The 23,282-nt window shown below is 70.4% G+C and carries 19 protein-coding genes, 1 tRNA gene and 1 rRNA gene; 10 read left to right on the top strand and 11 right to left on the bottom strand.

Annotation, left to right across the window (positions count from 1 at the left end; all coding sequences use genetic code 11):
• Positions 1-10: 10 nt before the first annotated feature.
• Complete coding sequence (locus ABNG04_RS05610; RefSeq protein ID WP_371160810.1) at positions 11-1,021, bottom strand: PrsW family intramembrane metalloprotease; 1,011 nt, start codon at positions 1,019-1,021, stop codon at positions 11-13.
• A gap of 140 nt (positions 1,022-1,161) precedes the next feature.
• On the opposite strand from ABNG04_RS05610, the gene ABNG04_RS05605 reads away from it, so the two are divergent.
• From ABNG04_RS05605 to ABNG04_RS05595, 3 genes are all read left to right on the top strand, one after another.
• A complete protein-coding gene (locus ABNG04_RS05605; protein WP_371160808.1) occupies positions 1,162-1,554 on the top strand; it encodes a DUF7532 family protein in 393 nt (130 codons plus the stop codon).
• 2 nt (positions 1,555-1,556) lie between these two features.
• Positions 1,557-3,056 (top strand): ribonuclease FAU-1 family protein, encoded by a 1,500-nt coding sequence (locus tag ABNG04_RS05600; RefSeq protein ID WP_371160807.1) that lies wholly within the window; start codon positions 1,557-1,559, stop codon positions 3,054-3,056.
• A 183-nt stretch (positions 3,057-3,239) separates the two neighbouring features.
• Complete coding sequence (locus tag ABNG04_RS05595; protein WP_371161923.1) at positions 3,240-7,076, top strand: glycoside hydrolase family 97 N-terminal domain-containing protein; 3,837 nt, start codon at positions 3,240-3,242, stop codon at positions 7,074-7,076.
• Positions 7,077-7,112: 36 nt separating this feature from the next.
• Here the strand turns inward: ABNG04_RS05595 and ABNG04_RS05590 are convergent, their stop codons facing one another.
• The 3 genes from ABNG04_RS05590 to ABNG04_RS05580 form a co-directional block, all read right to left on the bottom strand.
• A complete protein-coding gene (locus tag ABNG04_RS05590; RefSeq protein ID WP_008444204.1) occupies positions 7,113-7,448 on the bottom strand; it encodes a NifU family protein in 336 nt (111 codons plus the stop codon).
• Between the two features lie 111 nt (positions 7,449-7,559).
• On the bottom strand, positions 7,560-7,898 hold the full coding sequence (locus tag ABNG04_RS05585; RefSeq protein ID WP_371160805.1) for a hypothetical protein: 339 nt from the start codon (positions 7,896-7,898) through the stop codon (positions 7,560-7,562).
• Positions 7,899-7,998: 100 nt separating this feature from the next.
• Positions 7,999-8,601, bottom strand: a complete 603-nt coding sequence (locus ABNG04_RS05580) for a 2Fe-2S iron-sulfur cluster-binding protein (protein ID WP_371160803.1) — start codon at positions 8,599-8,601, stop codon at positions 7,999-8,001.
• A 134-nt stretch (positions 8,602-8,735) separates the two neighbouring features.
• Here ABNG04_RS05580 and ABNG04_RS05575 point away from each other — a divergent pair, with 134 nt between their 5' ends.
• Together ABNG04_RS05575 and ABNG04_RS05570 are read left to right on the top strand one after the other, a co-directional pair.
• Entirely contained in the window at positions 8,736-9,218 is a 483-nt protein-coding gene (locus ABNG04_RS05575) for an RNA-binding protein (RefSeq protein ID WP_371160801.1), read from the top strand.
• A 129-nt stretch (positions 9,219-9,347) separates the two neighbouring features.
• Positions 9,348-10,220 carry an endonuclease/exonuclease/phosphatase family protein gene (locus ABNG04_RS05570; RefSeq protein ID WP_371160800.1) on the top strand — a complete coding sequence of 291 codons (873 nt, stop codon included), beginning with the start codon at positions 9,348-9,350 and terminating at the stop codon, positions 10,218-10,220.
• 9 nt (positions 10,221-10,229) lie between these two features.
• On the opposite strand, the gene ABNG04_RS05565 is transcribed toward ABNG04_RS05570, so the two are convergent.
• The gene (locus ABNG04_RS05565; RefSeq protein ID WP_371160798.1) at positions 10,230-11,000 is read right to left on the bottom strand and encodes a DUF1028 domain-containing protein; all 771 of its coding nucleotides are present in this window, start codon (positions 10,998-11,000) and stop codon (positions 10,230-10,232) included.
• Between the two features lie 423 nt (positions 11,001-11,423).
• On the opposite strand from ABNG04_RS05565, the gene ABNG04_RS05560 reads away from it, so the two are divergent.
• From ABNG04_RS05560 to ABNG04_RS05540, 5 genes are all read left to right on the top strand, one after another.
• Positions 11,424-13,499, top strand: a complete 2,076-nt coding sequence (locus ABNG04_RS05560; protein WP_371160796.1) for a PrkA family serine protein kinase — start codon at positions 11,424-11,426, stop codon at positions 13,497-13,499.
• 1 nt (position 13,500) lies between these two features.
• Positions 13,501-15,912, top strand: a complete 2,412-nt coding sequence (locus tag ABNG04_RS05555) for a kinase anchor protein (protein WP_371160794.1) — start codon at positions 13,501-13,503, stop codon at positions 15,910-15,912.
• Positions 15,903-17,288, top strand: coding sequence for a DUF444 family protein (locus tag ABNG04_RS05550; RefSeq protein ID WP_371160792.1), 1,386 nt, complete (start codon positions 15,903-15,905; stop codon positions 17,286-17,288). The genes ABNG04_RS05555 and ABNG04_RS05550 overlap by 10 nt, the downstream gene beginning before the upstream one ends.
• Positions 17,285-19,342: a SpoVR family protein gene (locus ABNG04_RS05545; RefSeq protein ID WP_371160790.1), complete on the top strand. Its 2,058-nt coding sequence runs from the start codon at positions 17,285-17,287 to the stop codon at positions 19,340-19,342. Before ABNG04_RS05550 ends, ABNG04_RS05545 begins: the two co-directional genes overlap by 4 nt.
• Positions 19,343-19,421: 79 nt before the next feature.
• On the top strand, positions 19,422-20,111 hold the full coding sequence (locus tag ABNG04_RS05540) for a hypothetical protein (RefSeq protein ID WP_371160788.1): 690 nt from the start codon (positions 19,422-19,424) through the stop codon (positions 20,109-20,111).
• 36 nt (positions 20,112-20,147) lie between these two features.
• Here ABNG04_RS05540 and ABNG04_RS05535 read toward each other — a convergent pair whose 3' ends face one another.
• The 6 genes from ABNG04_RS05535 to rrf form a co-directional block, all read right to left on the bottom strand.
• Positions 20,148-20,864, bottom strand: coding sequence for an alpha/beta hydrolase (locus ABNG04_RS05535; protein ID WP_371160786.1), 717 nt, complete (start codon positions 20,862-20,864; stop codon positions 20,148-20,150).
• A 1-nt stretch (position 20,865) separates the two neighbouring features.
• The gene (locus tag ABNG04_RS05530; RefSeq protein WP_371160785.1) at positions 20,866-21,480 is read right to left on the bottom strand and encodes a VOC family protein; all 615 of its coding nucleotides are present in this window, start codon (positions 21,478-21,480) and stop codon (positions 20,866-20,868) included.
• Positions 21,481-21,751: 271 nt separating this feature from the next.
• Complete coding sequence (locus ABNG04_RS05525) at positions 21,752-21,958, bottom strand: hypothetical protein (RefSeq protein WP_371160783.1); 207 nt, start codon at positions 21,956-21,958, stop codon at positions 21,752-21,754.
• Positions 21,959-22,037: 79 nt separating this feature from the next.
• Positions 22,038-22,895 carry a DUF8231 family protein gene (locus tag ABNG04_RS05520; protein WP_510952313.1) on the bottom strand — a complete coding sequence of 286 codons (858 nt, stop codon included), beginning with the start codon at positions 22,893-22,895 and terminating at the stop codon, positions 22,038-22,040.
• A 90-nt stretch (positions 22,896-22,985) separates the two neighbouring features.
• Positions 22,986-23,061: transfer RNA gene (locus tag ABNG04_RS05515), tRNA-Cys, on the bottom strand.
• 135 nt (positions 23,062-23,196) lie between these two features.
• Positions 23,197-23,282: ribosomal RNA gene (gene rrf / locus ABNG04_RS05510) — 5S ribosomal RNA — on the bottom strand; the annotation flags it as partial.

The following is a 23,282-nucleotide window of genomic DNA, read 5'->3' as shown; positions in this document are numbered from 1 at the left end:
CTCGGCGGGACTACTGTTCGAACTCGTCGAGCTCCGGCTCGACGTCGGCGCCGACCGCGTCGCGCGTGTCGAGGAAGGCGTCGCGGTAGCGCCGGATCTTCCGGATGAGGATGTACCCGAACGCGCCCTGGAAGACGACGACGAAGCCGAACAGCGCGACGACCTGCGGGAGGCCGAGGAGCCCCGAGGCGATCCCGGTCACCGGGCCGACGAGGGTGTTGTACAGCGCGTGGATCGCGGCCGCGAGGACGAGCCCCTTCACGATGATCGGGCCGCGGTTCCCGGGGTTGAACTTCGCGAGCCCGAGGTAGTAGCCCGCGAACGCCGAGTAGACGACGTGGCCGGGCCCCGCGAGCGCCCGGAGCGCGGCGATGCCGTCGCCCGCGCCGAGCGTCGCGATCCCGACCGTCAGCTCTGCCATGTCGACGTTCTGGGCGATGTACACGAAGTTCTCGATGACGACGAAGCCGAGGCCCGCGATGGCCCCGTACACCGCGCCGTCGATGACGGCGTCGAAGCGATTGTCGGTGTACGCGTACAGCCGCACCGCGAGCAGCTTCACGGACTCCTCGATCGGGCCGACGACGACGAAAAAGAACACGACGATCCCGAGGAACCCGAGCGGTCGGAAGTACGGCTGGAGCACGCTGTTCAGTATCGCCGCGAACGTCGCGGTGAGGATCGACAGGAGGAACGTCGCCACGAGGAGCGACAGCGGCTCGCCGGTCGTCACGTCCGAGACGTACACGTACACGGCCAGCCCGAGGGCGGGGACCACGGAGAGCCCGAGGAGGATCGCGATGGCCGGGTCGAAGAGGAGCCCGAGCCCGAAGGAGCCGAGGATCGCTAAGAGGCCGACGAACGCGACGAGGACGACCCCCGCCTTCGCGGAGCGCGTGAGGAGCCAGTACAGCGCGACCGACAGCCCGTCGAGGGAGGTGCGCTCCTCCCAAGTCGCGACATCGTAGAGGTCGCGGTCGTCGTCGGCTCGGGAGGCGATCGGGTCCTCGTCGGTTGGCATGGCTCCCGTTTCTCTCCCCGGTGACTTAACCGATGGGCGGGACCGAGCGCGCGCACCGGGGACGGGAACGGGACCCGCGTCACCGACCGCGGCCGGCCCGCGGCCGACAGGATTGAAACCGCGGCGGGCGAAGGCGGGGTATGCACTTCGACCCGCGGGTCCAGCGCGCCCTAAAGGAGGCCGGGTTGGACGCCGATGCCGTCGCCGACGCCTCGGACCGAGTCGCGGAACTGGTCGCGAGAGACGCCGACCGCCTCCGGGAGTTCTTCGGCGGAGACGGCGCCTACTACTCGGACATGGAAATGGCGCACAGCGCCGCGTCGATTCAGGAGCACGCGAGCGCCGACGTCGACCTGTTCACGCACGGGAGCGACCTCCGCGGCTACCTCTCGCTCGACGGCTGGGGCGTCCCGGTAGAGGGCGGGCGGATCCTTCGGGAAGACGACGGCGGCACGCCGACCGTCGTCGAGCTCTCGCTCGGGGACACGGTCAACGACCGCGTGCGGTTCGCGCGAGAGCGCGAGGCCCTCTGACGATGGTCCGTGCCCGCGTCCGCGGTATCTACGCGACGGCCCTCACCGCGCGCCTGCTCGACGCCGGTCACGAGGTTGTCGACGCCTCCGGGCCGATCCGCCGGCGGTTCGACGCCGAGTTCGGGACCGAGCCGCCCGACGTCCGGATCGAGACGAGCGGGGACCGACAGGGGATCGGCGCGAGCGGTGACCCCGACGCGCTCGGCGCGGTCCGAGAGTTCCTGACCGGCGTGGGGCGCGACGCGCTCGCGTGGCCCGACCCGACGCCGCCGAGGACCGTCCTCGACGGCGAGGTGACGGAGACCCTCGGCGGCGGCGCGGTGGTCGACCTCCGAGTCGGTGACGACGGCGGAGCGACGGGCGCGCCCGCAGCGGCCACCGAGGGGTACCTCCCGTACGGCGACATCGACGCCCGGATCGAGACGGGCGATCCGGTCCGGGTCCAGGTGCGCGAGTCGGCTGCGCCGTGGACCGACCGCCGCCCCGAGTTGGCGGGGAGGCTGCGGGTCGGCGGCGACCTCGTCGCGCTCGAACCAGGCTCCGGGACGCGCGTCGACGTGCGGGACGACGAGGCGGCCCGCGAGCTGGCCGGGATGCTCGACCTCCTCGACCTCAATCCGCCGGCGGGCTGGCGGGCGGTGTGGCGGCCCCCTGCCGTCGACGCCGACACGGAGGCACTCACCGCCGGCCTCGACGCGGCGGTCGATGCCGCCGAGGAGCTGCGCGCGGCGACCGAAGCGGACGGCGAGGGCGGAGCCGACGGCGGGGCTGGAGGCGGGCTCGGCGTCCTCGACGACAGGGGCCGACTCCGCGACGCCCCGCTCGCCGCGCCGAACGCCGGCGTCTGGGTCTGGTTCGGCCGGGAGAGCCGGGGCGGGCTCGACGACGCGCGGCGGACCGCGACCGCGACGATGCCGGGCCACCACCGCGTGAAGGCCGGGTCGTCGGACGCCTCGGCCGGGGTCGACCTCGCCGAGGCGCTCTGTGAACCCGCCGCCGACGCCGAGTTCCCGTTCGCGGTCGTGGCCGACGCGTTCGGTCCGCGCGAGGGCGACGCGCTCCGGATCGACCACGGGAAGCCGGACGGGCGGCTGATCACGCTCGGGGAGGCGACCGTCACCGGAGTCGACGCGGACGGGACGGTCACCGTCGAGCGGGAGATGAGCGGCGGCGGGACCTACGACGGCCTCGGCGTCGACCGCGAGGCCGGCGACGTCGCCGAGACCAGCCTGAAGGAGGGCCGCTGGTGGTACCCGACCACGTACCGCGGGCGTGACGGGACCGTCCGCGGGACGTACGTCAACGTCTGTACGCCCGTCGAGGTGTTCCCCGACGCGGCCCGCTACGTCGACCTCCACGTCGACGTGATGAAACACCCGGACGGGACGGTCGAACGCGTCGACGACGACGAGTTGGCCGAGTCGGTCGCGGCCGGCCACACCCCCGAGCCGCTGGCCGAGAAGGCGCGGAGCGTCGCCTCGGCGCTCGAAAACGCGTTGTAGGAGTCGATTCGAGGACTGCGGTCCGGCCGTCGGGACGCGCAGACTCGGTCGTTTCGAAATCCAATCACTTCGATTCGTTACAATAGCATTATTATTCATCGTATACACGCTGCGGACGGAATGCGTGAGAAACGATCACAGCAAACGTTCAGAGAGACGAGCCGGCGGGGGTTCCTCGGGAGCGTGGGGGGGTTGGTCGCTGCGGCGGCCTACTCGGGCGCCGTCTCGGCCGACGACGCCGCGCAGGTAGCCAACGGCGCGGACGACTCGGTCCAGCGGATAGAGTCGCCGGACGGGTCGATCGCGGTCACCGTCGACGTGAGCGACGGGGTCCCGACCTACGAGGTCGCTCGCGACGGGACAACGTACGTGGGGCCGTCGTCGCTCGGGTTCGACTTCCGGAACCAGCCGTCGTTCGGGGCGAGCGCGGAGGGGGCGAACGGTCAACTGTCGGTCACGGGCACGGTTCGGCAGGTCGCGACCGAGGAGTGGGAGCCGGTGTGGGGCGCCTACGAGGAGGTGTCCGCGGAGTACCACGCCCTGAGTGTCGGGCTCGCCGACGCCGCGGACGACGGGACCACCGCGGACGACGCCCGCACCGCGACCCTCCAGATTCGCGTCTTCGACGACGGGGTCGGCCTCCGGACCGTGCTCGGCGAGGGGTTCGCGAGCAACGCCGAGCGGGCGGTGGTCGCCGCCGAGAACACCGGCGTCGACTTCGCGGCGGACTACACCGCCTGGTGGATCGAGAACGCGGTGACGAACCCGCGGTTCGAACAGGAGTACGCGGAGGCGCCGCTGTCGGAGATTCCGGGCGGAAGCGACAACCGACGGCCCACCGACACACCGATGCGGACCGGGGCGCACACGCCGCTGACCGTCGACGCGGGCGACGCGTACCTCAGCGTCCACGAGGCGAACCTCGACGACTACGCGGCGGCGACGCTCGCGCCGCGCGACGCGGACGGCGGGACTGCGTTCTCGACGGAGCTCACGCCGCTCCCGGACGGGACGAAGGCGTCGCTCGAACTCCCGGCGGCGACCCCGTGGCGGACGATACAGGTCGTCGACCGACCGGGCGAGCTGATCGAGTCGCAGCTGGTCCCGCTGCTGGCCGACCCGCTCGACGAGTCGGCGCTGCCGAGCGCGGGCGGCGAGCCGGACACGGACTGGATCGAGCCCCGCAAGTACGTCGGCATCTGGTGGACGATGATCGCGGGGCAGGCGAACTGGGAGTACAAGACGGACGACGAGATCGCCGGGGACGACGGCAACCCCGCCGCGTACGTCCACGGCGCGCGCACCGAGCGGATGAAGCGGTACATGCGCTTCGCGAGCCATAACGGGCTCGACAGCGTCCTCGTCGAGGGGTGGAACGAGGGGTGGGACACCTACCCCGGCGACGGCACCGGGTTCGAGTTCGGGGTGGACGGCTCGACCCCCGACTTCGACGTGCCGGAGGTGACCGCGTTCGGCGCGTCGCTGTCGGACCCAGTCGAGATGACGATCCACAACGAGACGGCCGGCAACGTCCCGCAGTACGAGACCGCGATCCTCGACGAGGACGTGTTCGCGGGGTACGAGGCCGAGGGGATCAACTCGATCAAGAACGGCTACGTCTCGGACCCGGGCCTCGGCATCAACGGCGACGGCGCCAAGCCGACCCACAATCAGCACAACCAGCTCGCGGTGAACCACCACCGACTGGTGATCCGGGAGGCGGCCGCGAACCGCCAGCTCCTAGAGATCCACGAGGGGATCAAGCCGACCGGCGAGATCCGGACCTACCCGAATGTGGCGAACCGCGAGGTGGTGAAGGCCCAAGAGTACGACGGGTTCGGCCAGCTCGGCTCGAACGTCGGCCGCGACCACCACGTCACGCTCCCGTTCACGCGGAACCTCGCCGGCCCGGTGAGCTTTCAGCCCGGCATCTTCGATATCACGTTCGGCGACGACCGCGGCGACCAGATCCAGACGACCCGCGCCAAGCAGCTCGCGATGTACCCGACGTACCTCAGCGGCCTCCAGATGGCCGCCGACCGGATCGAGGGGTACGTCGACGAGACGTTCGACGTGGGCGAGGGGCTCCAAGCCGCGGCCGGCGACCTCGACGGCCTCGTCACCGACGACTCGTGGCGGGACGCGTTCGGCACGAACCACGTCGCCGTCGACCCCAACCGTGCGCCGAGCGGCTCGTCGGCGACGTACGTCGTCCGCGACGTGCCCGCCGCCGGGACGTACGACCTCCATCTCCGGTACGCGAGCGCGCCGGAGGAGAACGCGCAACGCGTGATCGACGCCGGCGGGCCGCGAGCGACCCTGCGCGTCAACGACACGCGTGAGACCGTCGAGCCGGGCTTCACCGCCTACTGGGACGACTGGCAGGTGTTCACGACCGAGGTCGAACTGGTGGCCGGCGACAACGAGATCGCTATCGAGCTCGACTACGAGGACGGCGAGGACGGCTTCACCGGCGACGTCGGCGGCTTCAACCTCAACGCGGTCGCCGTCACCGAGCCGGGAGAGTCGTCGCCGATTCCCGCCGAGTACGACGGGTACGTCCCCGAGAACGAGAACTTCGACGCCAAACCCGAGTTCGGCTTCATCGAGTCCGTCCCGGCCGCCGGCTGGGACGAGACCCGCGTCGTCGGCTCCGCGATCGGCGAGTACCTCGCGATCGCCCGCCGGCACGGCGACGAGTGGTACCTCGGCGTCATGACCGACGGCGACGGCCGGGCGGTCGACGTGCCGCTCGACTTCCTCGCACCCGGTAGCTCCGGCAACGCGCCGGGACGTGGCAACGGAACGGAGCGCGGGAAGGGCAAGGACCGGGGGAAGGAGGACGGTCGCGGCAACGGAAACGGCCGGTCCGGCCCGAAGTACGTCGCGGAGATCTACGGCGACGCGATCGGTGGCGGCGTCGACGCCGACCCGACCGCGACCCGGATCGACGAGGCGGTCGTCGACCCGTCGACGACGCTGCTCGCGTCTACGGTGCCGAGCGGCGGCACCGCGGTCCGACTCCGGCCGGCTCGCGGACGGGAGATCAACGACCTCCCGGAGTACGAGCGCCCGGAGCAGGACATTTCGATCGACATCGCCAGCGAGGCCGACCTCAACGAGCCGTTCATCACGGCGACCGGCTCGAACGACGCCGCTTTCGTCGGCGGCACGAACGTCAATATCTTCGTCGACGGCGAGTTCGAGTCGGTCGGCAACGTCCGGCTCCCGCCGAGCGCGACGGACGAAAGGGTGGATCTCGGCTTCAGCATCTCGCGGATCGGCACGTTCGACGTCGCCGTCCGCGAGCCCGACGGCGGCGCTGAACTGGCATCGGAGACCGTCACGATCGCACCGGGGGACATCATTAGCGAGTTCACCGACCCTGCGGGCGACGACGACGGTCCCGGCGAGTACGTCTACCCGACGAACGGTGCGTTCCGGGACGGTGCGTTCGACCTACGCTCGTTCCGCGTCTTGGAGACAGAGGAAGAGTACCGGTTCACCTTCGAGGTTGAGAACCTGTACGACGTGTTCGGGGGCGACTTCTCGCCGCACTACTTCCTCGTCTACCTTCGCAACCCCGACGCGAGCGACGGACGGACGACCGCACTGGACGACCTGGATCTTACCGCAGAGTTCGATCAGCCGTGGCAGTACCGGATCGACGCCAGTGGCTTCGGGAGGGGGATCACCGACACTAACGGCGGTAGCCTCGGGACTCCAGAGGTGTTCACCAGTTTCGAGTCAGACACAGCGGTTATCTCGATACCGAAGTCCGTGGTCGGCGACAACATCGCGGACTGGGAGGTGGTGCCGATCGTCGGCTCGGAGGACGTCGGCACCCTGCGGCCGGTCGCCGAAGAGGCCGAGGCCTACGTCTTCGGCGGCGCCCACGAGGGGGCGGCGGACAACGCCCCGCGTGTGATCGACCTCGTGACGCCGGAGGGCGTCTCGCAGGCCGACGCGCTGGACTACGGCCCGGGCTCGCTCGCGTCGCTGCCGTTCACGCCGCTGTAAGCAAGAGAAACACCGGGAGAGACTCCCCTGTCGCGTTCAGAAGTGGTTGGCGGACTCGGTTTCGTGTTTGAGCTCCCCGCCGCGGCCGCCCTCGACGGTGGACGCACCGTTGTCGCCGGAGGAGGCGGTTCGGACGGTGACGTTGTCGACCTCGTCGAAGTCCATGATGAGGTCGCGGCGGATGTTGTCGGCGGTGATGTTGGAGATGCCGCAGCCGGAGCAGGTGCCGCCGAGTTCCACGACGACCTCGCCGGTCTCGGGGTTCGCCTCGCGCACGACGCTCGTGCCGCCGTGCATCTGGATGATCGGCATCTGTCCGACCATCCACTGCTCGACCCGGTCCGCGAGGCTTTCGTCGCTCTCGTCGCTCATTACACCTCCTTCACCGCCGACGGTATGGAAAGTTGCGGTTTAGGAGTCACAGAAACTCGCGAAAGGAACTGTGTCATCGTCGATGAGACGGAACGGCGGCAGCCGAGCGCGCTATCGCTCTGCTTCGTCGCTTCCGTCGGCGGACTCGCCGGACTGGCTGGGGAGCCGCGTGGGGTCGGCCGCGTCGTCGCCGTTCAGCGAGTCGTCGCGTTCGAGCACGTACAGCAGCGGCCCGAGCGCGGTGAGGACGAGGACGCCGGGCAGGGGCGCGTCGGGGACGAGGATCAGCGTGACGAGGCTCGCCCCGCCGGTGAGGACGACGAGCGCGGCCCACGCCGCCGGCGAACCGAGGTCGACACCGACGCGCGCGGCGTCGCGGTAGACGGCCGCGGCGATCAGCGCGACAGCGACGCCCCCGCCGCCCCCGACGAGGGCCGTGGTGAGGGACATGCGATTCGTTGGGGCGAGACGCGAAAAAGGGTGTCGCGAGCGGAAAGCGAGAAGCGGAGGGCGAAGCGGGAGATCCGGTGCGGAGCGGTCGCCGGCGGGACTACGGCGCTTCGCCGGTCTCGATGCTGAAGGAGTCGCGCGGGTACGCGACGCAGGTGAGCGTGTAGCCGTCGTCGATCTCGGCCTCTTCGAGCATCTGCTGGTTGTCGTGCTCGACGAAGTCCTCAGAGGGGCCGTCCGCGATCTGGCCGGCGCAGGAGACGCACTGCCCCTGTCGGCAGGCGTACGGGAGGTCCCACCCCGCGTCTTCGCCCTGTTCGAGGATCGGCTCGTCGTTGGAGAGCTCGATCGTCTCGCCCTGCTTGACGAACTCGACCTCGAAGTACTCCACCTCGTCTTCGGGGATGTCGCCGGGGCCGGAGCTGACGGTGCCGCCCTCTTCGAGCTCGCCCTCCTCTCCCTCGCCGGCGGCCGGGATGGCGCCGCCGCCGCCACCGCCGCCGACCGCGCGGTTGCCCGGCTCCGGGAACTCGGTCTCCGGGACCGCGGACGCGCGGCGTTCCATCACTTCGTCCGAGATGTCGGTGGTGGGCTCCCACCCGGTCCCCCTCACCGACGTGACGAGGACGATGAGCAGCGTCGCAATCGCCCCGATAACGATCGCGGGCGTGTTTGCGACGTTCGCAATGAGCGGATTGAGCATACGAACTGATATGGAGAGGTAGCATAAGGCCGTTTTGATCGATCCAACCGCGTGAGACCCCCGACGGCGGTGATCGGCGGCCCGTCACGCCGCGGAGCGGTCCATTTATCGGCCGAGCGGTCGACCGGACGCTCATGGAAGTGAAATCCCGGCACCATCTCCGGAGCGACCAGATCACCGCGATCCGCGACGCGGTCGCCGACCACCTCGGGGTCGACATCGACGGGGAGACCTTCGAGTTCGTGGAGTTCGTCGACGCCGGCTACGAGCTCGTCTTGGTCGACGGCGACCCCGCCGTCTTCTACGTCGACGACGACGAGCCGTTCCTCACCGTCCGAGGGGCGAACGACTACGACCCGGAGACGGGCGTCGTCACGGTCGACGCCGGCGCGATCTCGTTCGTCTCAGACGGCGCCGACGTGATGCGCCCGGGCATCGTCGAGGCCGACCCGGAGATCCGCGCGGACGACCTCGTCGTGATCGCCGAGGAGACACACGGGAAGGTGCTGGCGGTGGGCCGCGCGCTGGCCGACGGCGACGAGATGGTCGGCGACAGCGGGAAAGTCGTCGAGTCGATCCACCACGTCGGCGACGACCTCTACGAGTTCTCTGTGTGAGCGGCCGGGGAGCGGCAGTCGATCGCCGCCCGTGAATCCGTCTCGGCGGCGGCAGACGCCGGCCGGCCACGCGCGGCCGCCGCCGTCGCTCCGCGCATTTTAATCGCCTCCCCGTCGACCCCAACGGTAATGACCGCGATCCGGGTACTGAGCTACAACGTCCGCTACGCCAACCGCGGCGACCACCACGACGCCTGGCACGACCGCCGAGACGCCGTCGGGCGGCTCGTCCGCTTTCACCGGCCTGACGTCGCCGCGTTCCAGGAGCCGGTCCCCGAACAGCGCCGCGACCTCCGGGACCGGCTCCCGGAGTACGAGTTCGTCGGGCGGGGCCGCGAGGCGGACGGCGAGGGCGAGGGGTGTCCGATCGGCGTCCGGAGCGACCGTTGGGAGGTCGTCGAGGACGGGACGTTCTGGCTCTCGGAGACCCCCGAGACCCCGTCGACGGGATGGGGAGCGACCCACCCGCGGATCGCGACGTGGGCGCGGGTTCGCGCCCGAAACGGCGACGCCGCACTTCGCGTCGTCAACGCGCACTTCGACCACGTAAGCGCCCGCGCGCGGCGCGAGTCCGCCCGCCTGCTTCGCGAGCTGCTCCCGACGCTCGCGACGGGCGAGGGAGCCGGTAGCGGGGACGGCGAGAAACTCCCGATCGTCTTCGTCGGCGACCTCAACTGTACGCCCGGGTCGGAGCCGCACCGGATCCTCGTCGGAGACGACGTCGAAACTGGCGGGAACGACGGCAGTAACGGCGGAGTCGCCGGCAGCGGAGATCCCGGCGACGGCCCCAGGCTGCGCGACGCCGCGGCCGCCGCCGACCTCCGGCACGGGCCGGAGACGAGTCTCACCGACTTCGCTCACCTCATCGACGGTCGGCGGATCGACCACGCGCTCGTCTCGCCGAGTGTGTCCGTCGAGGCGTTCGCGACGCTCGCGGACCGGGACGACCGCGGGCGGTACCCCTCCGACCACCTGCCGATCCTCGCGCGGCTATCGGTCTAAGCGAGGGCGCTACTCCCCGGCGTCGTCCGCGGTGGTACCCTCGGTCTCGTCCTCCTCCTCGTCGGCCGCCCCCTCGTCGCCCGCTTCTTCCTCGTCTTCAGCTTCCTCCGCGTACTTCTCCAGGATGGTCTCGTAGCCGCGCTTGGCCGTCTCGTACGTCTCGCGGAGGTCCGCGACCGGCGTCTCGCTCGCGTCGACGCGGAGGTCGTTGTAGTACGGGTCGTCCGCCTCCTCCTCGGTGGTCCGGACGAGCAGCGCGGCGGACTGGACCTCGAGGTCCTCGCGCTTGTCGCCGCCCGCGGCGTGCCCCGCGGCGAGGGCGTCGATCAGCCGCTCGGCGAGGGGCGCGTCGCCGTGGGCGTCGGACTCGTAGGCGGCCGCGGTGTCCTCGACGACGTCTTCGCCCGTCAGGAGGTTGCCGGCGACCGTGTAGTTCTGTCCCTCGCGGTGGCCGTACCAGCCGTTACACTCGTCGCCGGAGAACGCGAACGTCCCGTCGGCGTCGACGCCGTGGAGCTGGCGCTGGGCGCTCCCCTCGTCGGCGTTCAACAGCGCCTCCAGCGCGTCGTCGACCGCCAAGCCGTCGCCGAGGTACTCGACCCCCTTCCGCCCCAACTCGACATTGACGAGCGACTGGGTCGCCACCGCCCCGTCCGACGAGGCGAACGGACACAGGGTGCCGACGCCCGGCAGCCGGGTCGTCACCGCCACGCCGAACCGGATCTGGTCGTCGCCGTCCTCGTCGGTGTACCGCTCGCGGACGCAGATGCTGAACGTCACACCGGTGGTGCGGGGGCGTCCCGCAAAAGGCTGCGTGCCGGGGCCGATGGTTCCGGTTCCAAAACGGGTCGCGGCGTCCGCGCGCGAGCGCTCGCCGGGGGGACGCGCCGAGCCCCGCCGTCGATCTCACGAACCGTTGATAAGACCGACCGAAGAACCGTCGGTGAACCGGGGGGACTCGGCGAGGGCGACGGGGCCGGACGGAGAGTGACGAGTGTCAACGAGCGACATACTTATCCGTGAGAGTCTCTCCCATATATATAGCCTCGGATACGGGCGAGGCGACCACCGGCACCGACACGGAGAACGACGACGCGCTGCTCGCGGTCAGACGAGTTGTCGACACGCGCACGGTGAGCGACGACTCAAGCCGTCGCGTCGGGGCCGAACGACGCCACCCGCGATCCGAGCGAACGTGATACGATGGCAGAACGACACACGCTCGAACGGCTCAGCGAGGAGTACCGGACGGAGGTTCCGGACGATCTCAGAGCGGCGCGATCATTCGACTGGTACCTCGACGCGCTGTACGACGACCCGCGGATCGCGCGGAACGCCCACCAGCGCGTCGCGGACATGTTCGACTACTACGGGACCCACTACGACGAGGAACGCGGCGTCGTCGAGTACGCGCTCGCCGCGGAGGACCCGCACCACGACGGCGAGAACGTGTTCTACGGCCGCGAGGTCCACGAGGCGATCCACGAGTTCGTCAACAAAGTGAAGTCCGGCGCCCGCGGGCTCGGCCCCGAGAAGCGGATCAAGCTCCTGTTGGGGCCGGTCGGCTCCGGGAAGTCGCACTTCGACTGGCTCGTGCGCCGCTACTTCGAGGCGTACACCCGCGAGGACGCCGGCCGGATGTACACCTTCCGGTGGGTCGACCTCTGTTCGGTGATCGACGACCAAGACCCAGACGACGACACCGTCCGCTCGCCGATGAGCCAGGACCCGCTCGTCCTCCTCCCGAAGCCGCAGCGGCAGGCCGTGATCGACGACCTCAACGAGCTGCTCGACGCTCCCTACACGCTCCGGAACGACCAGCACCCGGACCCAGCCTCGGAGTTCTACCTGAACGAGCTGCTCGCGCACTACGACGACGACTTAGAGCGCGTCCTCGACAAGCACGTCGAGGTCGTCCGGCTTGTGGCCGACGAGAACCGTCGGGAGTGTATCGAGACGTTCGAGCCGAAGGACAAGAAGAATCAGGACGAGACCGAGCTCACCGGCGACGTCAACTACGCGAAGCTCGCCGTCTACGGCGAGTCCGACCCGCGGGCGTTCGACTACGCCGGCGCGTTCTGTAACGCGAACCGCGGCCTCTTCTCCGGCGAGGAGCTGCTCAAGCTCCAGCGGGAGTTCCTCTACGACTTCCTCCACGCCTCCCAGGAGTCGACGATCAAGCCGAAGAACAACCCGCGGATCGACATCGACCAGGTGATCGTCGGCCGGACGAACATGCCGGAGTACCGCGAGAAGACCGGCGACCAGAAGATGGAGGCGTTCAACGACCGCACCAAGCGGATCGACTACCCGTACGTGTTGGAGTACGAGAGCGAGGCGAACATCTACGAGAAGATGCTCGCCAACGCGGACGTGCCCAACGTCCACGTCGAGCCCCACGCGCTGGAGATGGCCGCGCTCTTCGGGGTTCTCACCCGGTTGGAGGAGCCAACCGACGAGACGGTGAACCTGTTGGAGAAGGCGAAGGCGTACAACGGCGAGCTCGAAGACGAGGAGATCGATCGGCGGAAGCTCCGGGAGGACGCCGCCGAGTCCGCCGACGTCGGCGAGGGGATGGACGGGATCTCCGCGCGGTTCGTCGGCGACGAGATCGCCGAGGCGATCATGGACGCGACGCACCGCGACCGCAGCCACCTCTCGCCGCTGTCCGTCTTCGACCACTTCGAAGCGAACCTCGGCGGCCACGGCTCGATCGCGGCCGAGGACCTCGGCCGCTACGAGCGGCTCCTAGAGACCGTCCGCGAGGAGTACCGCGAACGGGCGATCGAGGACGTGCGCCACGCGCTGGCGTACGACGTCGACGAGCTCCGGCGGCAGGGCGAGAAGTACATGGACCACGTGATGGCGTACATCGACGACGACACCGTCGACGACGAGCTCACCGGCCGGGAGACCGAGCCGGACGAGACGTTCCTGCGCGCGGTCGAAGAGCAGCTCGACGTCCCCTCCGACCGGAAGGACGACTTCCGTCAGGAGGTGTCGAACTGGGTCTCCCGGCGCGCCCGCGAGGGGCGCGGGTTCGACCCGCAGGAGAACGACCGCCTCCGCCGCGCCCTGGAGCGCAAGCTGTGGGAGGACAAGAAGCACAACATCAACTTCTCGGCGTTAGTGTCCGCGACCGACCTCGACGACGAGGACCGGAGCGCCTGGGTCGACGCCTTAGTCGACCGCGGCTACTCCGAGGACGGGGCCGCCGAGGTGTTGGAGTACGCGGGCGCGGCGGTCGCGCGCTCGGAGATCGAGGACGGCGGGGACTGAGATGAGCGACCGCACCCGACCCGACGGCGAGGGGTTCGTCGACGCGGCCGACGAGGCGCTCCGGGGGGCGTACGACCCGCCGATGAGCCTCGAGTCCTACGTCGACCGCGTGCTGGAGCGGCCGACCGCGGCCGCTTCCGGCGCGGGGTACGTCCTCGCGGCGATCGAGTCGCAGGGGACCCGAGAGGTCCGCGAGCGCGGTGAGACGCTCGACCGGTACCGCTTCTTCGACGACCCGGCGAACGACGGGGAACACGCCGTGTTGGGCAACACCCGCGCGCTCAACGCGTTCGTCGACGACCTGCGCGCGGCCGCGACCGGGCGCGGCAACGACGAGACGATAGTCTGGATCGACGGCCCGACCGCGACCGGCAAGTCGGAATTCAAGCGGTGCCTGGTGAACGGGCTCCGCGCGTTCTCGAAGACGGACGCCGGCCGCCGGTACACTGTCGAGTGGAACGTCACCGGCGCCGGCGCAGGCGGCGGGGGCGGGGCGGGGGCCGCGTCGCTCTCGTACGGCGACGGCGGCGACACCGGCGCGTGGTACCGCAGTCCGGTCCAGACGCACCCGCTGTCCGTCTTCCCGGAGCCGGTCCGGGAGTCGGTCGCCGACGCGGTCGACGGCGACGCCTACCCGATCGCGGCCGACGTGGAGCTCGACCCGTTCAGCCGCGAGGCGTACGACCACCTGGAGTCGACCTACCGCGAGCAGGGGCGACGGGACCTCTTCTCGGCGATCACCGACCGCGACCACCTCCGCGTGACGAGCTACGTGGTCGACGTCGGCCGGGGGATCGGCGTCCTCCACGCAGAGGACGACGGGTCCCCGAAAGAGCGGCTCGTCGGCTCGTGGATGGGCGGCATGCTGCGCGAGCTCGACTCCCGCGGCCGGAAGAACCCGCAGGCGTTCAGCTACGACGGCGTGCTCTCGCAGGGGAACGGCGTCGCGACCGTCGTCGAGGACGCGAGCCAGCACGCCGACCTCCTCCGCCGGCTGCTCAACGTGCCCGACGAGCGGCGCGTGAAGCTCGACAAGGGGATCGGGATGGACCTCGACACCCAGCTGATCGTCATCTCGAACCCCGACCTCGACGCAGAGCTGGACCGCCACGCCGAGCGCGGCGACGCCGACCCGCTGAAGGCGCTGAAGCGGCGGCTCTCGAAACACGAGTTCCGCTACCTCACGAATCGCCGCCTGGAGGCCCGGCTGCTCCGACGGGAGATCGCCGGGGCGACCGCGGTCGGTGGAGCGACCGTCGAGGGCGACGCCGAATCGGCCGTCGCGAGCGGTCCGACGGCGGACAACCACGCGAAGAGCGACCCGGGGACCGCGCCGCTGTCGGTCGACGTCCGGGAGTCGGACGGGAGCGTGGCCGAGCGCGAGATCGCGCCGCACGCGATCGGCGCCGCGGCGCTGTACGCGGTGGTCACACGGCTCGACGCCGACGACCTGCCCGGCGACCTCGACCTGATCGAGACCGCCGAGCTGTACGAGACCGGCGAGGTCGGGCGCGGCGACGATGCGGTCACCGTCGCCGACGTCGACCTCGCCCCTGGCGACGGGCGCAACGGGATCCCGGTCACCTACGCCCGCGACGCGGTCGCCGACCTGCTCGCGACGACCGCCGACCGCCACCACCCGGAGCTGCCGGTCGAGCGTGTCGTCACCCCGACGGACGTGCTCGACGCGATGGCCGGCGGGCTCGCCGACGCGCCGCTGTTCTCGCGGGCGGAGGTCGCGGAGTTCGAGGGGCGGCGCGGGGCGGTCGCGACCCGGATCCGCGAGCGACAGCGCGAGGACGTGATCGACGCGATGCTCGCGGAGGAGACCGTCTCGACGGAGACGGTCGCCGAGTACGTCGAGCACGTGTACGCGTGGGACGACGAGGACCCGACGACGCGGGGCCGGGAGGACGAGGCCCCGGACCCGCTCGTCATGAAGGTGTTCGAGACGGAGACGCTCGGGCGGTTCGACGAGGGCGACTACCGAGGGACCGAGCCCGGGCGCGACGTCGAGCAGTTCCGGCGCAAGCGCGTGATCCGCGGGCTCACCCAGTACGCGTGGCGCAACCGCGACGACGCGTTCAGCGTCGACGACGTCGACCTCGCGGAGGTGCCGGAGCTGAAGGCGGTGATCGACGCGAACGAGCTGGCCGACGTGAAGCGCCGGTTCCCGGACCTCGACCCCGCGGCGTGGCCCGATCCGCCCGCGGACACCGAGACGGAGCGAGTGAAGTCGGAGACGATCGACCGGCTGTGCGAGCGCGGGTACAGCCCCGCGTCCGCGGAGCTGACCAGCCGGGCCGTGATGGAGCAGGTCCGCGACGAGTGGCCCGAGGTCGACGGCGGGCGCGTCGGCGACGACCCGGACGACGGCGTCGGCCCGAACGGGGGTGAGAGCCCGTGGGACTGACCGAGGACCGCGAGCGCTTCCGCGAGGTGGGCGAGACCCGCCGCGCGGACCTCGCCGAGTTCATTAGCCACGGCGACCTCGGCGGGTCCGGCGCAGACCGGGTCCGGATCCCGATCAAGGTCGTCGACCTCCCGGCGTTCGAGTACGACCAGCGCTCCGCCGGTGGGGTCGGGCAGGGCGGCGACGGGCAGCCGCAGCCCGGCCAGCCGGTCGAGCCCGAGCCCGGCGACGGCGACGAGGAGGGTGAGCCGGGCGAAGAGGGCGGCGACCACGAGTACTACGAGATGGACCCGGAGGAGTTCGCGCGCGAGCTCGACGAGGCGCTCGGGCTCGACCTCGAACCGAAGGGGAAGCAGGTGATAGAGGAGGTGGAGGGCGACTTCACCGACACCGCCCGCTCCGGACCACGGGGCACCCTCGACGTGGACGAGTTCTTCAAGCGGGGGTTGAAACGGCACCTCGCCACCGACTTCGACGAGGCGTACGTCCGGGAGGGCCTGTTCGTCGACGGGGCCGACGTGGACGACGTCTTCGCGTGGGCGCGCGATCAGGGGACGCCCGTCTCCCGGGCGTGGATCGCCGACGCCGCCGCGACCGTCGCGGACGAGGCGGGCGAGCCGGTCGCCGCGCTCGACCGGTGGGAGAGCTTCGAGGCACTCGACGACGGGGTCGACCGCGAGCCCGTCACGCACCGGATCCGGCGCGAGGGGCTTGACAGCGTCCCGTTCCGCAGCGAGGACGAGCGGTTCCGCCACCCGGAGGTGATCGAGAAGCGCGAGCGCAACGTCGTGGTGATCAACGTCCGCGACGCCTCCGGCTCGATGCGCGAGACGAAGCGGGAGCTCGTCGAGCGCGTGTTCACGCCGATGGACTGGTACCTGACCGGGAAGTACGACGCCGCCGAGTTCCGGTACGTCGTCCACGACGCGGAGGCCTGGGAGGTCGACCGCGAGGAGTTCTTCGGGATCCAGTCCGGCGGCGGCACCCGGATCTCCAGCGCGTACGACCTCGTCGAGGAGCTGTTGACGGAGTACCCGTACAGCGAGTGGAACCGGTACGTGTTCGCCGCGGGTGACTCGGAGAACGCCGGCAGCGACACCAGAGACAACGTGATCCCGGCGATGGAGTCGATCGACGCCAACCTCCAGGCGTACGTCGAGACCCAGCCCGGCGACGGCGCGGCGAACGCCCGCCACGCCGACGAGGTCGAGTCCGCGTTCGGCGACGCCGACGACGTGGCCGTCGCGCGCGTTTCCGAGCCCGACGACGTCACCGACGCCATCTACGAGATCCTCAGCACGGAGTCGAGCGGCGGGGGGAGCGCGCCAGACGGGGCGACCGTCGCCCGCCGGACCGACGGAGGTGAACACAGATGAGAGACGACAGGATCGAGGCGAAACGCGAGGCCGAGGCCCTCGACGAGCCGGCGCGCGAAGCGCGCGAACTCGCCGAGCGGCTTGGCTTGGAGCCGTACCCGGTGCGGTACTGGGTGGTCGACCACGACCAGATGAACGAGCTGATCGCCTACGGCGGCTTCCAGCGCCGGTACCCGCACTGGCGGTGGGGGATGAACTACGAGCGACAGCGGAAGAAGGACCGCCACGGGCTCGGGAAGGCGTTCGAGATCGTCAACAACGACGACCCTTCCCACGCGTTCCTCCAGGAGTCGAACGCCCCGGCCGACCAGAAGGCCGTCATCACGCACGTCGAGGCGCACGCGGACTTCTTCGCGAACAACGAGTGGTTCGGGCTGTACGCTGACCGCGGCGAGGGCGGCCCGAACGCCGCCGCGAGGCTGGAGCGCAACGCCGACCGGATCGCGTCGATCGCGAAGCGGAGCGACGTCGACCGCGACGAGGTCGAGCGGCTCGTCGACGCCGTGAGCGCGATGGAGGACACGATCGACCAGCACAGCCCGGTCGACGCCGCCCGGTCCGTCGAGGAGCCGGGGATCGCGGCCGACGTGAGCGACGGCGACGAGGACCCGGTCGCGGCGATCGAAGCGCGGATCGACGACCTCGACCTCTCCGAGGAGGTGCGCCGCGACGTGTTCGACGACGAGTGGCTCGAGGCGCGCGGCGAGGGCGTCGAGCCGGAGACGCCCCGTCCCGACGTACTCGCCTTCCTGCGCGACCACGGGAAGCGGTACGACCCGGAGAGCGGGAAAGCGATCGACCGCGAGCCGTGGGAGACGACCGTCATCGACGCGATCCGCGAGGAGGCGTACTACTTCGCCGGGCAGAAGCAGACGAAGGTGATGAACGAGGGGTGGGCGACGTACTGGGAGGCGACGATGATGGGCGGCGAGGGGTTCGCCGGCCCCGACGAGTTCCTCACCTACGCGGACCACATGGCCCGGGTGCTCGGCTCGCCCGGCCTCAACCCCTACAAGCTCGGGTTCGAGCTGTGGACGCACGTGGAGCTCCGCGCCGCGCGCCAGGAGGTGGTCGACAAGCTGCTCCGCGTCGAGGGGGTGACGCCGGAGAACTTCCACTCGCAGATCGACTTGGACGAGGTCGCGGACCTGCTCGAGCCGCACCCGGCAATCGCGGCCGCGGGACCGGCGACGCTCGACGAACTCGCCGACCTCGCTGCCGCTGGCGACTCGCGGGTCGACGCCGAGGCGGTCGACCGGGCGCTGTCCGCCCGGGACGGCGACGACGAGGCGAGCGACGACATCGACGTCGAGCGCTACCCGTGGAAGCTCCTCACGCGCGAGGGGCTCGCGGAGCGACACTACGTTCTCTCGCGGCCGGAACACCACGGCGCGCTCCGCAACGTCTCGCGGGAGGCACTCGAGGAGCAGGCGCGGTACCTCTTCGACGTCGACCGGTACGAGACCGTCGAGGAGGCGGTCGCCGACGTCGACCGCGCTGCCGGCTGGGAGCGCATGTTCTCGGTGCGCGAGAGCCACAACGACGTGACGTTCGTCGACGCGTTCCTCACGGACGAGTTCGTCCGGGAAGGGAACTACTTCACCTACGAGTACAGCCAGGCCGCCGAGGAGCACCGCGTCGCCAGCGTCGACGCCGAGGACGTGCGCAAGAAGCTGCTCCTCCGGTTCACGAACTTCGGGAAGCCGACGATCGTCGTGTTGGACGGGAACTTCCGGAACCGGGGCGAGCTCCTCCTCGGCCACCGGTTCAACGGGGTCGCGCTCGACGAGGAGCGCGCGAAGGCGACGCTGAAGCGCGCCTTCGAGCTGTGGGGTCGCCCGGTGAACCTGGCGACGATCCGCGTCGAGTACGACGACGGGGCCGTCCGGCGCGCCAAGCGGCGGGGAGAGGAGCCGGACGGCACCGAGGTCGGCGTGCGCCTCCAGTACGACGGGGGCGAGGTGACAGAGCACGACCTCGACGAGTCGGTTCGGGAGCGGATCACCGCCGACGAGGTCGACTACGACACGAAGCCCGACGACTGGCTGGCGTGAGCCGAGCTGCCGGTCCGGGCGTCCGACGGCCCGGGCCGTTCGGACCGACACTTATCACCGTCGAATGACAACGACACGCATGGACGCTCCGGAGACGGAGAACGGCGAGCGCGAGGCCGAGCGGGCGGCACCGCCACCGGAGGAGACGCCGCTCTCCTTCGCGGAGCGCGACCCCGCGGCACTCGACGACGCGACGGAGCTGTACCTGCTGGATCGACACGCCGGCGCCGACGGCACGGTTCGGGTCCAAGTGCTCGGGTGGGAGCGCGACGACGACACGGTCCGGGTCGCGTACGCGCTCCCGACGGGAGAGCGGCTCCGCGACCGGTATCGGTGGCCGACCGCGGGGCGGTACGACGAGAGCGACTTCCTCAACCTCGTCCGCGGGCTCGGCTACCCGCCCGGGGCCGCCGACCTCGTCGACGGCGAGTTCGCTCGCGCGCGCAGCGAGCACGGCCGCTGGCGGATCGTGACGGGACGGCGGCCGGAGGGCGACCGCGGTGCGAGCGGGAAGGCCGACGGAGCGGGCCGCGGTCGGACGGGCGACGACCGAACAACGGCGTTCCCGGGCCTCCGGCGCGGCGTCGGGAGCGCCGACCCGATGGCCTTGGGGCTCGTCTCGGTGGCGCTCATCGGCGCGGCGGTCGGCGTGCCGGCTTCGGTAGCGACGGTGACGGGCGGTCTCTCGGCGTCGCTGACGGCGGTGGGCGGGGTCCTGTTCCTCACGGCGCTGGCGACGCTGGGGCTCTCGATCGCGGCGGTGTCGTGACGGCGCGCGCCGGCGATCGGACCCGTAACCGGAGGCCTACGACAGTGACGCGACCAGCTCCGCCACCGCCGCGACCTCCTCCTCGTTGATCCCATGTCCCATCCCCTCGTAGATCCGCTCGTCCGCGTCGGCCCCGAGTGCCTCCAACACCGCGGTCGTCTCGTGGACGCGCTCCTCGGGGATGTGCGGGTCGACATCGCTACACCCGATGAACGCGGGCGTGCCCGCGAGGGGACTCTCGGCGTCGTCGCTCGGTTCCGACTCAGCGCCACCGATCGCGTCCTCGACGTAGTCGCCGACGTCGACCGCTTCGCCGATCAGTCCGCCGCTGAACACTGCGACCCCGCCGTACCGGGCCGGATTGCGGGCGACGAACTCGCTCGCGAGACACGCGCCCTGCGAGAACCCCCCGACGACGACGCGTTCGCGGGGGATTCCCGCCTCGACCGCCCGATCGACGGCCGCGCCGACGGCCCGGAGGCCCGAGCTCCGTCCCGGCTCGTTGTCCGCGACCGGCTCGAGGAACGAATTCGGATACCAGGTGTTGCCGGCGGCCGCCGGGGCGAGGAGCGCGACGTTGCGGTTCCCCGCGAGCTGCTCGCCGAGGTCGACAACGCTGCGTGCGGTCGCGCCTCGGCCGTGGACGAGCACGAGCGTCGCGTCCGCGTCGGCGAGCGGCGTCCCGGCCGTGACCAGCGGTTCGTCGCCGTGCGGGTCGGCCCCGCCGTGCGGCCCCGGCGATCGGGCGGGCATCTCACATCCCGACGCCGGCGTCGGCGTCGGGCAGGTCGTGTTTGTTCACCGGCAGGCCGAGCTCTTCGAGCGCGCCCTCCATGTGTCGGTCCTGGGCGAAGTCCGCGCCGTCCTCCTCGCGGAGCCGCTGCGCGGTCGCGAGCACCTCGCCCTTCCGGTCGTCGGGTATCTCGTACTTGTCGGCGGAGAGCTCGATCACGAGCCCGTTGTTGTCCTGCGTGTAGATCGAGTGGAAGATGCCGCGGTCGAACACGTTGTACCCCTTCCCCGCGTCTTCGAGCGCCGCCATGATCTCCTCGTACTCGTCGGGCTCGACGCTGAAACACAGGTGGTGGACTGCTCCCGTGTTGACGCGCTGACCGCGCGCGGACGCCCGCTCGTCGCTCACGAACACCGTGAGGATCCGCCCGTCGCCGGTGTCGAAGAACAGGTGCGTCTGCGAGGGGTCGTCGAGGTTGGGCTGCCGCAAGACGAGCGGCATCCCGAGCAGGTCGCGGTAGAACGCGAGCGTGTCCTCCTCGTTGCTGCCCCAGACCGTGACGTGGTCGGTGCCGCTGGTGTGAAACGGTGCGTCCGGGCGCTCCGACGTGACCGGAGCCGGCTTCTCGTCGCTCATACCGATCCGACGCGACCGAGCCGTATAAAATAGAGAGGGACGGGACCGTGACCGGCTGACACCGGTGTTATCGGTCGATGAATTACGCGCCGAGACTGGCCGTCCCGCTCCACGCGGGGCAGGAGTCCGGCGCGGCCGGCGGTCGGGGCCGACTCCCGGTAATCGGACTGACGGGGGCGGGCCGTCGAGCGCTCACCGTCCGAGCCCCTCGGCTCGCCCGCTCGATGAAGACGTGCCCGCACGGACCGAGCCGCCGTCCCGGCCGGCACCCTCACGGTTGCCAGACAGGTGGGGCGACGCCGAGCGCGCGGACGGCGACGGGGTAGGCGAAAGCGATGCCCAACACGATCGCCAGAGACAGAGCGAGCCCGAGTTCGCCGGCGGCGCGCTCGACGACCGCCAGCGCGGCGAATATGGCGACGAACATCACCGCCCAATGCGGAGCGAGCTGTCGGACCTTTTCGGCTGTCGATGTCATGTTCGGGGTATACCTGCCGCGGGCTAGTGGCTGTCGGTGAAATCCAGTGAGGTAAAACCGAACCCGGTCCGCCCGCGGATCAGTATCGCGACGGGATGAACGCCATCCCGGTGAGCATGACCGACGACAGGACCGCGAGGATGAACACGCGCGAGAGCCCGCTGTTGTACTGCTTGTACTGGTCGATCTCGGAGACCTGCGCCTCGTACGCCTCGATGTCCGACGACATCTGAAGCGTCGAGGTGTCCTCGAAGTGCGCGACGTAGTCCGTGCCGCCGAGCGTCACCACCGAGTGCTGCCCGACCTCGACGCTCTGCGTCTCGGTGGTCTCCCACACGAGGACCGCGCCGTCAGCGGACACGCCGTCGACCGTCACCGTCTGTCCGTCGTACTCGAGGGTCTCGCCCGTCGCGTACGACCGCCGCTCGGGCGCGGGGAAGTACTCCTCGACGGGCACCAGAGTCCGTTCGCCGGAGTCGTCCGTCACGGCGACGTACTCGCCGTCGTCGAGCGTGACCGTCTCATTTTCGGCCGCGTCGTCGGCCTCGAGAATCGCCTGCCGGTCGAGTACCTCGACGAGCGTGAACTCGGTGGCGTTCTCGCCGGCGACCTCGACGCGCCACTCGCGGTCGTCGACCGAGACGGTCGACCCGTTCGCCCACGTCTCGGAAGTCTCCGCGGTGAACTCGCGCTCGAGCGTCCCGGTGATAACGGTCGTCGCCGAGCCACCGTGACCGCCTCCGCCCTCTTCGGTCTCGGAGATGTCGGCCACGACGTACGACTGCCCACCGGCGTCGATCGTGTCGCCTTGCGAGGCGTCGATCTCCGGATTCTCGAACCCGATTTCCGGACTATCGGCCGTCGCGGTCAGCGCGCCCGCCACGCCCGCGACGGCGAGGAACAGCGCGACAAACACGGCCACAGCGCGTCGTTGCATAGTTGACGCATAGGTCACCCGGTGTTTAACGGTTACTAAGCGGCTCAGTTCGCGGGACCGACCTCGCGGGGCATCGCGACCGAAATAGAAAGCCAAGGGCCGGATTTGAACCGGCGTTGGGCGGCTCTGCAGGCCGCTGCGTCTGACCGGACTCTGCCACCTTGGCGCTGTTCGAACGTACCGCTGTGGAGCGTTTAAGCCTAGCGGTCGCGTGTGAGCGGCGTGGCCGCTCGCTATACAGCAAAAAAGCCCACGGACGCAATGTCCGTGGGCCGAGTGGGAGTATTCTCCCGAATGAATGGGCAGGCGGCGACCCGTGGTTCCCAGAGGATCGCTCACTCCAGTACTTCACGGTACGCTGGTGGGCTTAACTTCCGTGTTCGGAAT

This window comes from Halorubrum miltondacostae (genome assembly GCF_041379815.1).
Classification (GTDB): Archaea; Halobacteriota; Halobacteria; order Halobacteriales; family Haloferacaceae; genus Halorubrum; species Halorubrum miltondacostae.
The sequence above is the reverse complement of the archived record's forward strand: the minus strand, read 5'-3'. Positions and strand labels throughout refer to the sequence as shown.